This window comes from Campylobacter concisus, assembly GCF_015230035.1.
In the GTDB taxonomy this organism is placed as follows: Bacteria; Campylobacterota; Campylobacteria; order Campylobacterales; family Campylobacteraceae; genus Campylobacter_A; species Campylobacter_A concisus_BK.
In genome coordinates, this window is sequence record NZ_JAAKZD010000007.1 from 1 (window position 1) to 12,703 (window position 12,703).

The 12,703-nt window shown below is 40.0% G+C and carries 12 protein-coding genes and 2 pseudogenes; 9 read left to right on the forward strand and 5 right to left on the reverse strand.

Annotated features, from left to right (window positions below; all coding sequences use genetic code 11):
* Nucleotides 1-676 (reverse strand): annotated as a pseudogene (locus G6W41_RS05680) (DNA repair protein); the annotation flags it as partial.
* A 350-nt stretch (nt 677-1,026) separates the two neighbouring features.
* Here G6W41_RS05680 and G6W41_RS10150 point away from each other — a divergent pair.
* The gene (locus tag G6W41_RS10150; protein ID WP_242039916.1) at nt 1,027-1,215 is read left to right on the forward strand and encodes a hypothetical protein; all 189 of its coding nucleotides are present in this window, start codon (nt 1,027-1,029) and stop codon (nt 1,213-1,215) included.
* Between the two features lie 33 nt (nt 1,216-1,248).
* Here G6W41_RS10150 and aroC read toward each other — a convergent pair whose 3' ends face one another.
* Genes aroC through G6W41_RS05705 form a run of 4 tightly spaced genes read right to left on the reverse strand, consistent with a single transcriptional unit; the run spans nt 1,249 to nt 4,430 of the window.
* Nucleotides 1,249-2,316, reverse strand: a complete 1,068-nt coding sequence (gene aroC / locus G6W41_RS05690) for a chorismate synthase (protein WP_194170903.1) — start codon at nt 2,314-2,316, stop codon at nt 1,249-1,251.
* Nucleotides 2,317-2,324: 8 nt separating this feature from the next.
* Complete coding sequence (gene rnc, locus G6W41_RS05695; protein ID WP_103616860.1) at nt 2,325-2,996, reverse strand: ribonuclease III; 672 nt, start codon at nt 2,994-2,996, stop codon at nt 2,325-2,327.
* Nucleotides 2,993-3,427 (reverse strand): ribonuclease HI, encoded by a 435-nt coding sequence (rnhA, locus tag G6W41_RS05700; protein ID WP_021084189.1) that lies wholly within the window; start codon nt 3,425-3,427, stop codon nt 2,993-2,995. The genes rnc and rnhA overlap by 4 nt, the downstream gene beginning before the upstream one ends.
* Nucleotides 3,405-4,430: a tetratricopeptide repeat protein gene (locus G6W41_RS05705; protein WP_107914762.1), complete on the reverse strand. Its 1,026-nt coding sequence runs from the start codon at nt 4,428-4,430 to the stop codon at nt 3,405-3,407. Before G6W41_RS05705 ends, rnhA begins: the two co-directional genes overlap by 23 nt.
* A 61-nt stretch (nt 4,431-4,491) precedes the next feature.
* Here G6W41_RS05705 and dnaG point away from each other — a divergent pair, with 61 nt between their 5' ends.
* The 8 genes and pseudogenes from dnaG (at nt 4,492) to pepE (ending at nt 12,694) form a co-directional block, all read left to right on the forward strand.
* The gene (dnaG, locus tag G6W41_RS05710; RefSeq protein ID WP_194170965.1) at nt 4,492-6,204 is read left to right on the forward strand and encodes a DNA primase; all 1,713 of its coding nucleotides are present in this window, start codon (nt 4,492-4,494) and stop codon (nt 6,202-6,204) included.
* Between the two features lie 17 nt (nt 6,205-6,221).
* Nucleotides 6,222-6,864: pseudogene (locus tag G6W41_RS05715) on the forward strand (IS1595 family transposase); the annotation flags it as partial.
* A 30-nt stretch (nt 6,865-6,894) separates the two neighbouring features.
* Nucleotides 6,895-7,380, forward strand: a complete 486-nt coding sequence (locus G6W41_RS10295) for an adenine-specific methyltransferase EcoRI family protein (protein ID WP_194170904.1) — start codon at nt 6,895-6,897, stop codon at nt 7,378-7,380.
* Between the two features lie 20 nt (nt 7,381-7,400).
* Nucleotides 7,401-8,120 (forward strand): adenine-specific methyltransferase EcoRI family protein, encoded by a 720-nt coding sequence (locus G6W41_RS10300; RefSeq protein ID WP_223231403.1) that lies wholly within the window; start codon nt 7,401-7,403, stop codon nt 8,118-8,120.
* The gene (locus tag G6W41_RS05730; RefSeq protein WP_021092718.1) at nt 8,117-9,256 is read left to right on the forward strand and encodes an HNH endonuclease family protein; all 1,140 of its coding nucleotides are present in this window, start codon (nt 8,117-8,119) and stop codon (nt 9,254-9,256) included. Before G6W41_RS10300 ends, G6W41_RS05730 begins: the two co-directional genes overlap by 4 nt.
* A 182-nt stretch (nt 9,257-9,438) precedes the next feature.
* On the forward strand, nt 9,439-10,677 hold the full coding sequence (locus tag G6W41_RS05735) for a M20 family metallo-hydrolase (RefSeq protein ID WP_194170905.1): 1,239 nt from the start codon (nt 9,439-9,441) through the stop codon (nt 10,675-10,677).
* Between the two features lie 2 nt (nt 10,678-10,679).
* Nucleotides 10,680-11,999 (forward strand): amidohydrolase, encoded by a 1,320-nt coding sequence (locus G6W41_RS05740; protein ID WP_194170906.1) that lies wholly within the window; start codon nt 10,680-10,682, stop codon nt 11,997-11,999.
* Nucleotides 11,996-12,694, forward strand: coding sequence for a dipeptidase PepE (pepE, locus tag G6W41_RS05745; protein ID WP_103638928.1), 699 nt, complete (start codon nt 11,996-11,998; stop codon nt 12,692-12,694). The genes G6W41_RS05740 and pepE overlap by 4 nt, the downstream gene beginning before the upstream one ends.
* Nucleotides 12,695-12,703 lie beyond the last annotated feature (9 nt).

Consider the following 12,703-nt stretch of genomic DNA (forward strand, 5'->3'; position numbering starts at 1 on the left):
GCAGGCTTTTTGGCGCATTTGCGATATCTTTCATGCAAAAGATGCCGCATTTTTCGAGCTTTAGCCTAGTTTGCTTACCGATACGCCAAAAGTCACTTAGCGGTTGATGTGTCCAGAGCTGCTTTTTGTAAAGCTCTTCGTCAAGATAGGCGATGCCGTCATCTTGGTGCTTTGCTAGTATATCAAGCGCGATCTTTGCGAGGTATAAATTTGTCCCCATGCCGCAAGTCGCCGTCACGCCAGTCGTTTTTAAGATCTCATCCATCATCATCTTCGCCATCTCTTTTGCGCCAAGAGCGTAAAATTTCAAGTAAGAAGTGAGGTCTATGAAGCACTCATCGATCGAATAGACGTAGATGTCCTCTTTGGAGACATATTTTAGATAAATTTCATAGATCCTTGCGGCGTAGTCGATGTAAAACTGCATCCTAGGCGGCGCGATGATAAATTTGATATCCCTTGGTATCTCAAAGAGCCTGCAGCGGTTTTTCACCCCTTTTGCACGAAGCGCAGGGCTAACAGCTAAGCAGATGCCGCCACTGCCACGACTAGCGTCAGCCACGACTAGATCAGCCTTAAATGGATCAAGCCCATGCTCTACGCACTCAACCGAGGCGTAAAAGGACTTTAGGTCGATAACGGCGTAAATTTTCTCTTGTAAATTTTCGTTTTTCATGAGAGGATTATAGATGAAATTTGGTAAAAGTTAGTTTGCAAATTTTGTTTGAAATGGTTTGAAATTTTTTAGAAAATAAAATAAAAAAGGCTAAATTTGAGTGCAAAAAACCACGCGCTAAAGATACCGCCTCCACTCTCAGCTAAGTAGCTTAGTGATCAGAAATTACGCTAAAGTATGCGCTAGAGAACCGATCGAATAAATGTAAATGAAGCTAAGCAAAAGGCATCGCAACTGGCGACGTGATGAGAGTATTTAAGATAGGGGAGAAATTTTAGTTGGTGCGCTAGTCACTCATCATCCCAGAGCACGTCATCACCATCTACGAAGGCGCATGGCATGATCCTGAGGTGTTAGGCGAGAAAAGCCTTTGCAAGCATGGCTGCGTCAATGTCCTAACTCGCAACAAAGACATATCTGGCACCACTCAAGGCAAGTGCGGACGCAGTGTCTTAGAAAATTTAGAAAAATATAAAAGCGAGGTCAAGCTGGTCGCTGCGTTTTCTAGGCCAAAATTTACGGCTGCTGTAAATTTCTAAATTTAGCCCTCGTTTTTTTGGGCTAAGTCAAATTTAGCCGTAAATTTTCTTTAAATTTTCAAGCTTTGTGCTTGCATTTAGTAGGAGCATATCAGCTAGAACTAGCCTTATCATTGCGGTTGCGACGACGCTGCCACGTATGCCTATGCAAGGATCATGCCTGCCTCGTAGTTCAAAATCCACCGCCTCGCCAGCTAAATTTAGCGTCTTTTGCTCTTTAAATATCGAAGGCGTTGGCTTAAAATGGCTCTTTAGCACTATTTCAGCGCCACTGCTTATGCCACCAAGTATGCCACCAGCGTTGTTGCTTAAAAAGCCAAGCTCGTCCATCTCGTCGTTGTTTGCTGAGCCAAGCATAGAGCTTACATTTACACCAGCGCCGATCTCTACGGCTTTTACTCCGTTTATGCCCATTAAGGCCGCCGCTAGAGCGCTATCAAGCCTATCATAAAGTGGCTCGCCAAGACCAGCTGGCACGCCTCTAGCTACGCTTAGAACCACAGCTCCCACGCTATCGTGCTCGCTTCTAGCTTTATTTACCGCCTCTTTCATCGCCTCTTCGTTGCCAAGGGCGTAAATTTGCGAATTTTTGGCAAAATCAAAATCAATCTTGTCGCTAATGGCCTTGCCAATGCCAAGCACGCCGCTTAAAACTTCTATCTTAAGCTCATTTAAAAGTAGCTGTGCAAATGCCCCACCAGCGACCCTAACTGCTGTCTCTCTGGCACTCGCACGCCCGCCGCCTCTGTGATCTCTGATGCCATATTTTTTAAAATATGTAAGATCAGCATGCCCAGGGCGGAAAATCTCACGTAAATTTTCATAGTCATTTGATTTTTGGTTGTTGTTAAAAATGGCAAAACCTATCGGCGCTCCAGTGCTTATGCCATCAAAAACGCCGCTAAAAATTTCTATCTTATCAGCCTCATCTCTTGCCGTTGTGAAGCTACTTTGCCCAGGGCGACGTTTGTCAAGCTCGCTTTGGATGAAATCCACATCGATCTTTAGCCCAGCAGGTAGGCCGTCTATCACGCCACCGATCGCCACCCCATGGCTCTCGCCAAAGCTAGTTAAGGTTAGTTTTTTGCCAAAAGTATTCAAAATTTATCCTATTTTTTGATTTTTTCTAGTGCGATTTTTGCTGCGAGCTGTTGGGCTTGCTTTTTGGAGCTTCCAACGGCACGTGAAATTTCTTTGCCATTTAGTAGCAAGGCTATCTCAAATTCTTTCTTGTGATCAGGGCCAAAAGAGCCAATGAGCTCGTATGTTGGTATGACGCCAAGGGTCGCTTGAGTGACCTCTTGAAGGGCTGTTTTGTAGTCCTTTTCAAGGTGCGCAAAGTCGATTTGCGGATAGCAAAGCTCAAGCAGGCTAATAGAAATTTCTCTTACTTTATCAAGTCCAGCCTCAAGATAGATAGCGCCCATCACAGCTTCAAATGCGTCACTTAAGATGCTATCTTTCTCGCGGCCGCCGTTGTTTTCTTCAGCTTGGCTAAGCCTTAAAAACTCGCCCATTTTTAGCCGCCTAGACATATTTGCAAAGCTTTTTTCATTGACAAGCGCGGCACGAAGTTTGCTCATATCGCCCTCTGCGATCTTGCTAAATTTCTTAAAAAGATACTCAGCCACGAGTAGATCCATCACCGCATCGCCCAAAAACTCGAGCCTCTCGTTATTTAACGCCTGCTTGGTGCTCTTGTGAGTTAGCGCCTCTTCTAAAAGCTCACTTTGTTTAAATTTATAGCCAAGATTACGTTCAAATTCTTCTAAATTTTTCATATCTTATTCTCATCTTTTATCTTTAATGCCTCGTCTCTTGCCATCTGGTCGCACTCCTCATTTTCAGGGTGCCCAGCGTGCCCCTTGACCCAGCTAGCTACGACTTTATGTGGCTTTGAAATTTCTAAATACTCCTGCCAAAGCTCGACATTTTTTACATTTTTGAAATTTCTCTTTTGCCAGTTTGCAAGCCACTCATTTATGCTATTTACCACGTATGAGCTATCGGTAAAAAGCCTTACCTCACAGGGCTCTTTTAGCGCTTTTAGCCCCATTATCGCAGCTTTTAGCTCCATTTGGTTATTTGTAGTATATGCCTCGCCGCCGCTTGCTTTTTTCTGCGCTTCGTTAAATCTCAATATATACGCCCAGCCACCAGCTCCAGGGTTTCCAAGGCATGAGCCGTCGCTAAAAAGTGTTACTATCTTCACTTGCTTTTTCTGTGATGTGGGATAAAATTTTGACACTTCCTAGCTCGTGACAGACCGGGCAGCGGTAAAAGTGCATAGGAAATGAGTTTTTACAGTTTTTGCAAACGTAGTTAAAGCTTAGCCCAGCTGCGTCAAATTTAGCGTCTTTTAGCCTTTTTATGACATTTAGCTCAAAGCCATAAATTTCACATGGACCTTCTATGTCGCCCTTTGCGTAAAAGAGGGATTTGTATTTTGCATCGTCTAAATTTATAGGCGTTTTTAGGTTGTAAAGTAGATCAAGCACATCTTCAAATTTGGCAAAATCTTTTAAATTTTCTAAATTTTCATTGTGCCTTATAAAAAGCGCTAAGATCATGCGCTTTAAAAGCTCAAAATTTTGGCTAAGGTGCGAGAGAATTTCTACCTTCTCGCTAAAGCTTAAATTTCTATCATCAAGCGTGCTGATCGCCTTTATATAGGCCTTTTGATCTTTTACATTTGTCCCTAGCTCTTCAAGAGAATTTAGCGCATAAAGCGCTTCTTTGTAGTTTTTAAGTTTCTCATCTATCATCGTTAAAAAGCGCAGTGCGAGGACATTTCTAGGGCTTAACTCAAGAGCTTTCTCAAAGATTTCACTAGCCTTTTTTAAAAATCCAGCCTTAAAATAGACCTCTCCAAGCTCGTTTAGGATAAATTCCTTCTCGTTTTTATCTTTTACCTTTTCAAGTGCGATGAGATAGACGCCGATTGACTTTTCAAAGTCGCCATTTTTAGCAAAGGTCTGACCTAGCATGCTAAGGCTTGGTATATCTACTTCTGGGCTTTTTAGCATCTGCTTGTGCTCGTCGCTTATGCCATCTTTACTGTCAAATTTCTTTATAAATTTTTCGATACGTTTTTTCTCATCTTTACTTGAAAATATGCCCCAAGCATAGCTTAAAGCAGCAATCATCAAGATGATACTAAATAGAATAATAAGGCTAAATATCGGATCTCTGTGTCCAATGAAAAAAATATCCACGCTAACACTTTGTAATAAAATTTTACTTTAATTATAACAAAGCAGTTGTATAATTTTGCTTATGATAGATCCAAAATCCATTGAAAAATTAAAAAACCAAATAGACATTGTTAATATCATCGAGCAGTATATCCCAGTTAAAAAGATGGGCTCAAGCTACAAGTGCGTCTGTCCGTTTCACGACGACAAAAACCCAAGCATGAGCATAAATCAAAACAAGCAGATGTATCACTGCTTTGCCTGCAAAGCTGGCGGAGATGCGGTTAAATTTGTGATGGATTATGAAAAACTAACCTACCCAGAGGCGATAGAAAAGATCGCTCAAATTTCAAATTTCAGCCTTGAATACACAAACGACAAGGTGCCAACGCAAAAAGAAAATAAGCACATTTTAGAAAAGGTAAATGCCTTTTATAGAAGCGAGTTTTACAAAAACGAAGCTGCCATTAGATATATCAAGTCGCGCGGCATAAATGACGCGATGATAGAGAAATTTGAGCTTGGCTGGGCTGGGGATAGTAAAAGCACCATTAGGCTTTTGCAAAATGAAAACATAGAGCCTAAAGAGGCGCTTGAAGTTGGCATCGTAAAGCAAAATGAAAAGGGAATTTACGCTAGTTTCATCGAGCGCGTAACATTTCCCATCTACTCGCACACTACAAGGCTAGTTGGCTTTGGCGGTAGAACGATCTCAGATCACCCTGCAAAATATGTAAATTCTCCTCAAAGTGCGCTCTTTGACAAGTCAAAGCTGCTCTATGGCTACCACCTAGCTAGACAAAGCATATTTGAAAAAAATCAGATAATAATAACTGAAGGCTATCTAGATGTCATCATGCTTCACTACGCTGGCTTTACAAACGCTGTTGCAGTGCTTGGCACAGCACTTACTATAAGTCACTTGCCGCTTTTAAAAAGGGGCGAGATAAGCGTGGTGCTTTGCTTTGACGGAGATGGCGCTGGTATAAATGCAGCCATAAAGTCAGCTCACCTGCTAAGCATAAATAAGATAGATACAAAAGTAGTCATCATAAGTAACGGCGCAGATCCTGCTGATATGGTCTTTGCAGGCAAGATAAAGGAGCTTAGTGAGCTCTTTGGCTCAGGCGAGGACGCGGTGAAATTTTATATAGAAAAGATCATGCAAAAGTATGACATCACGCGCTCAGTGCAAAGAGATAACTGCCTAAGCGAGATAAAAGCCTATATGGACGAGCTTGGAGAGGAGATAGCAAGCTCGTATGTGACAGAAGTAGCGGCAAGATTTAACCTCACTCCACAAAGCGTAGCAGATAGGTTTGGGCTAAAGCAGAAGCCAAAAAATGAAGCTAAATTTAAAAGAGAATTTAGAAAAAAAGATAAAGATGAATTTAGCAACTCTGTCATGGTAGATGAGGTGCCAGCTGTGATGAACAAAGACCCGCTTGAGTTTGCACTTTTTAAAACCATGCTAAACAACCCAAACTACAGAGATGAGATACTCTCAAAGCTTGGGGCTAGATACTTTATAAAGCATCCTGAGTATCTAAACGCCATCCTTTATAGATACGACGTGAGCGATGAGGAGATGGTTAGAGAAATTTTAATGGACGAAAAGATCCATGAGATTATCGATGCAACCACTTTGCAAAAGGCTATTTTAAATATGCAAATCGCATTTTACGAGAACGAACAGCAAATTTTAAAAGGCTCAGACAACCCAAATAAGATAGAAATTTTAGAAAAACTGCTATTTATCATCAAAGATCTCAAGACTCAGCTTTATAAAATTTAAGCAGAGCTTTTAACTAGCAACACAAAATCCTTGATACTCTGAAAGAAATGTAAAATAGCGTAAAACTGAGGGCATAGTAGAAGCTGACGAAACATTTGTGCCTATCTCGTGTAAATGTTGTCGCAAGGATTTTAATTTTCAACGCTCGGCAAAACATCGTGGCACAGCAAATACGAAGCGTGGATTATAAAAAGAATTAGTTTGTATGCCTTGCGTTGTTAATCTAAACGGCAAATCAGTAGCCAAAGTAGCAAATCTTGGTAAGCCAAATGTAAAGGCACTTAATAGCGTAATAGGTGGCAAAGTTGAGCGTGAAAGCGTATTTGTAACTGATAGCCTTAGAAGCTACCTAAGCTCTCAAATGAGATGAGCTTAAATCATATTAGAATACCACACAATAAATATTCTAATAGAAGTTTTAATATTCAAGTAGTTGATAACTATCATAGCTGTCTTAAATCAATCCTAGTGTATAATTTCAAAGATGTATCTAAAAAATATATTAATAATTATCTTGTTTATCACAACTTTGTAAATTTTGCAAAAGAAAGTAGAATGGATAAAGAGCAGATACTATTTAATCATATATTAAATACTGATTGTATTAGTAAGGTTGATAAACTAGGAGATAGACCAAGTGTGCCACTACTTGTGGTGTAATAAACCAAAAACATTTTAGAAAGGATATAAATGGCAAAAAATAAAAACTTACATCAGGCAAAAAATGCGAAAAAAGATGAGTTCTATACTCAACTTGGAGATATAGAAAACGAACTAAGACACTACGAAACACACTTTAAAGATAAAGTTGTCTTTTGTAACTGCGATGACCCCTATGAGAGCAATTTTTTTAGATATTTTGTCTTAAATTTCAACCGACTAGGGCTTAAAAAGCTAATTTGCACTTGCTATTATGATAGCCCTATATCTCAAACAAAAACAGGCAAAGACAAAGCACATAAAATAATAATCAATGAGATGAAAGATTTTGATAACAACGGAAGTATTGATTTAGACGATGCTAGGTTTATTATTGAAAAAGCCTTAAAAGATAGTGATGAAAATGTCTTATCGGTGCTAAAAGGCGATAAGACACAAACTAGCGACACTTCTCTCTCTCTCTCTCTCTCTCTCTCTCGCATAAGCCTGGCGACTTTCGCACTGCAGAGTGCATAGAACTACTAAAACAATCTGACATCGTAGTAACTAATCCCCCTTTTTCGCTCTTTCGCGAGTATGTTGCACAACTTATTGAATATAAAAAAGATTTTTTAATTATCGGCAATGTTAATGCAATAACTTATAAAGAGATTTTTAGTTTAATAAAACAAAATCGCCTTTGGATTGGCGCAAGTATTCATAGTGGTGATAGAAAATTTAATGTTCCTAATGATTATCCATTAAGTGCAGCAGGTTGTGGTATTGATGAAAAGGGAAATAAATTTATAAGAGTTAAAGGTGTTCGTTGGTTTACAAATTTAGATTATAAAAAACGCCATGAAAAATTTGAAACAATAGCAAGTTATCACAAAGACCCTAATCATTACCCAAAATACGACAACTACAATGCTATCAATGTGGATAAAACGATAGAAATTCCGCTTGATTATGACGGTGTTATGGGTGTGCCGATAACATTTTTAGACAAATACAACCCTGAGCAATTTGAGATTGTGGCTCTTGGAATTGTCGGCTCGGTCGATTTTACTTGCAATAAAAAAATGGAAATTTTAGATAAAAATGGCTTACCGACAGGCAAATTTACATTTAATGCCAAAGGAACACTTTATAGAAAATTTAATCCCAAAACAGACAAAACACCTGCATTTAAAGATTGTGAAACAGGCGAATTATATTCTAGTATTTACGCACGAATTTTAATAAAAAATAAAAACCCACAAAAAGGAAAAAAATGAAAATAGATTTGCAGCCTATAAAGGTAGTTGATTTAGTAAAGGATTATTTTCGTGATGATGAGAGTAGTCAAGTTAGCGGATATGGCGGCATACTAAATATCCGTCCAAAATATCAAAGAGAGTATGTCTACGATGATAAAAAGCGAAATGCGGTCATTGACACTGTTATAAAAGGCTTTCCGCTTAATACCATTTACTGGGCTAGACAAACAATGTCTAGCAATGAAGCAGAATTTGAAGTGCTAGATGGGCAACAAAGGACTATCTCAATTTGCGAATATGTAAAAGGAAGTTTTAGTATAGAAATAAATGGTCAGCCAAAACTATTTGATAATCTTACAAAAGACATACAAGAAAAAATCCTAAACTACAAACTAATGGTCTATATATGTGAGGGTAGCGATAGCGAAAAATTAGACTGGTTTAAGGTCATAAATATAGCAGGTGAGCAGCTAAAAGACCAAGAGTTAAGAAACGCTGTATATACAAGTGCGTGGCTGAGCGATGCAAAAGTGAAATTTTCAAAAAATAACTGCTTAGCGTATCAAAAGGGTTCAAAATACTTAACTGGTGCACCTATAAGACAAGAATACTTAGAAACTGCTATAAAGTGGATAACTGCTAAAAGCTACGATAAAGTAGGCGATGATAAAGATATATGCGAATATATGGCAAAAAATGCAAAAGATAGTAAAAACGCTGATGATTTATGGGGATATTTTAGTGGCGTAATAGACTGGGTAGAAATGAAATTCCCTAGATACCGTAAGGAAATGAAAGGATTGCCTTGGGGAGCCTACTATAATGAGTTTAAAAATAGCAATTTAGACAAAGATGAGTTAGAAACAATCATAAGTGAGCTAATGAAAGATAGTGATGTAGGAAGCAAGGGAGGAATTTATCCTTATTTATTGAGCGGCAATGAGAAGCATCTAAATATAAGGGCATTTGACAATAATCAAAAGCGTGAAGTCTATGAAAAGCAAAATGGAATTTGTGCGATATGTAAAAAGTATTTTGAGATAGAACAAATGGAAGCCGACCACATAATACCTTGGAGCGAGGGCGGAAAAACACAGCCTGATAATTGTCAAATGTTGTGTAAAAATTGTAACAGAACAAAATCAAATAAATAGCTATCTATCCAAAAGTGCCATTTTTGGCACTTTTGTTTTTTCCTTATCTAGCAATACTTTTAGCACACAGAGCCTAAAATTTAAAAACTCACACTTTTTCAGCTTCAAATCATAAAACAAAATGTAAAATGCTTAAAGTAATAAATCTTTTTAAGATTGGCTTTATATTTTAAGGATTTATGATGATAGACGCTAAAAGATTTGAGAGAAATTTTAACGCTATAAGCGAGTTTGGAGCGCTAAAAGGTGGAGGGCTAACAAGGCTAGCTTTTAGTAAAGAGGACCTTGAAGCAAGAAAATTTCTTATAAATTTGATAGAAAAAAATGGCTTTAAACTTAAAATTGACAATGTTGGCAATATCTTCGCTATCTATGATAATGGTTGCGAGGCGGACGCGAAGCCAGTTTGCGTGGGCTCTCACATAGATAGCGTGCCAAATGGTGGCTTTTATGACGGCACACTTGGCGTTATGGCTGGTCTTGAGGCACTAAGCTCTATAAAAGAGGCTGGTATCAAGCTAAAGCGCGCACTTTGGCTCATAAATTTTAGCTGTGAGGAGTCAAGCCGCTTTAAGACAGCCACTATCGGTAGCAAGATAATAAGCGGCAAACTAAGCCAGCAAAGGCTTCATGAGCTAAAAGATGAAGATGGCATCTCGCTTTTTGAGGCGATGAGTGCGGCTGGGTTTAAACCACAAAATTTAGACGAAGCCATCCTAAAAGAAAACTCCCTACACGCCTATCTTGAGCTTCACATCGAGCAAGGCCCAGTGCTTGAGCGAAGCGGCATAAGCGTTGGCGTGGTAAGCGGGATCGCAGCACCTATTAGATTTGAGATCACAATACAGGGCAAGGCCGATCACAGCGGCGCAACTCCGATGAATATGCGTAGTGACGCTCTGCTTGCCGCTTCACACATTATAATCGCTGCAAATAAATTTGCCAAAAACAAAAAAACAGCCGTCGCAACCGTTGGCTACGTGCATGCAAAACCAGGCGTTTTAAACGTCGTGCCAGGAGAGGCGAGGCTTGGCGTTGATCTAAGAGATATCGATAAGGCTAGCTTAGAGGAGTTAAATTTAGAGCTTAGAAATTTCGTAGACACGCTAAGCGATGAGCTTAAATTTAGCTACGAGATAAGAGAGCTAAGTAGCGACGAGCCAGTAAAACTAAGCGAGCACGCCATAAATTTACTTGAAGATGAAGCCAAAAAGCTTGGCGTAAAAACGCTTACTTTGCCAAGTGGGGCAGGGCATGATGCGATGAATTTAACAAAGCTTGCAAGCAGTGTTGGCATGCTCTTTATCCCTTGCGTGGATGGCATCAGCCACAACATTGCAGAGGCGATAAATTTCAAAGATGCAGTAGCCGCAACTAAAATTTTAACAAACGCACTAATAAGACTTTCAAACGAGGAGTAGTCATGGACAAAATAGCAAATTTAGCACTATCTTTAAAAGAGGACATGATCAAAGATCGCAGATACTTTCACTCGCACCCAGAAACTGGCTGGTTTACCTTTTTTACGACCGCAGTTTTGGCAAAAAGGCTTAGCGAGCTAGGATATGAGGTGAAGCTTGGCGAAGAGGTCGTAAAGAGCGATGCAAGGCTTGGAGTTGGCAGTAAAGAGCAGTGTCAAAAGGCTATCGAGCGGGCAAAAAGTCTTTTAAATCCTGACGAGGCAAAATACCTTGAATGCATGAAAGATGGCCTAACTGGGCTGACAGCCTTCATCGACACAAAAAGACCTGGTAAATTTAGCGCATTTAGATTTGACATCGATAGCGTTGATGTGACAGAGAGCGCAGAGGCTGCTCATAGACCTTGCAAAGAGGGCTTTGGCTCAGATATCGCTGGTATCACGCACGCTTGTGGGCACGATGGACACATGGCGATGGGTCTAGCGCTTGCAAAACTGATCGCTAAAAATTTAGATGATTTTAACGGTAAATTTAAATTTATATTTCAAACCGCAGAAGAGGGTACAAGAGGCGCTGTGGCTATGGAGGCTGCTGGGGTGCTTGATGGGGTTGAGTATCTACTTGGCGGACACATCGGCTTTCAAGCAGAAACAAATGGGGGCATAGTTTGTGGCACAAACAAACTGCTTGCAACTTCTAAATTTGACGTGCATATCACTGGCCGCTCAGCTCACGCAGCAGGAGCTCCAGAAGAGGGAGCAAATGCCCTTTTAGCCGCTGCTCAAATGGCTCTAAACATGCATGGCATCACAAGGCACGCAAAGGGTGTGACTAGGATAAATGTAGGCGTTTTAAGAGCTGGCGAGGGCAGAAATGTCATAGCACCAAACGGCTATCTAGCCTGCGAAACAAGGGGCGAGGATACAAATTTAAATGAGTTTATGTATAAAAAATGCATGGATATCGTAAAAGGTGTGAGTGAAATTTATGATGTGGAGAGTAAGGTCGTGATGACTGGTGGCACAAGCGGGGCAAACAGCGACAAAGAGGTGACTGAAATTTTCTATGAAGCAGCAAAACAAAGCCCATTTATAGATGATGATAAGATCGTTAAAGAGCTTGACTTTGGCGCTTGCGAGGACTTCGCTCACTTTATGAGAGCTTTGCAAGATAGGGGCGCAAAGAGCGGATATATGATGATCGGTACAAATTTAAAAGCAGGCCATCACAACAGCAAATTTGACTTTGACGAGGATTGTTTGGTCGCTGGGGTTGATATCTATCTAAGGGCTGCTTACAAACTAAATGGAGTGAAAAAATGAAAAATGCTTTACTAATCAGCGCTTCAAGCTACCAAGATACTGGCTACTTGAGACACTGCAAAAACTGGGTCAAGGACTTCTTGGGTGAGAGTGGTAAGGAGGAGATTTTATTTATCCCTTATGCTGGAGTTAGACGAAGTAATGACGAATACGAGCAAAAGGTGATCGACCGCCTAAAAAATAAAAATATAAAGTCGATCCACCACTACGAGGATAAAATTTCAGCTATCAAAAACGCTAACAGTATCGCAGTTGGCGGTGGCAATACCTTTATGCTTCTTTACACGCTTTATAAGCTAAATTTGATTGAGCCTATAAAAGAGGCTGTGGCAAACGGCGCAAAATACTTTGGCTGGTCAGCTGGCGCAAATATCGCTGGCAAGACGATGATGACGACAAATGATATGCCTATCATCATGCCAAAGTCCTTTGATAGCCTAAATATCTTCCCATATCAGATCAATCCGCACTTTATAAGTGGCAAACTAGCAGGTCATAACGGCGAGAGCAGGGAGGAGAGATTGGAGGAATTTTTAATAGCAAATCCAAAAGAGACTATCTACGCTTTGCCTGAGGGCACGGCTTTGCTTATAGGAGGCAATGAGGCTGAGGTCATAGGACACAGCGAAATTTTAAAATTTGAGTATCAAAAAGAGATAGAAAAAATAGAAGTTGGAACTAAATTTAAAATCTAAACAAGGAGA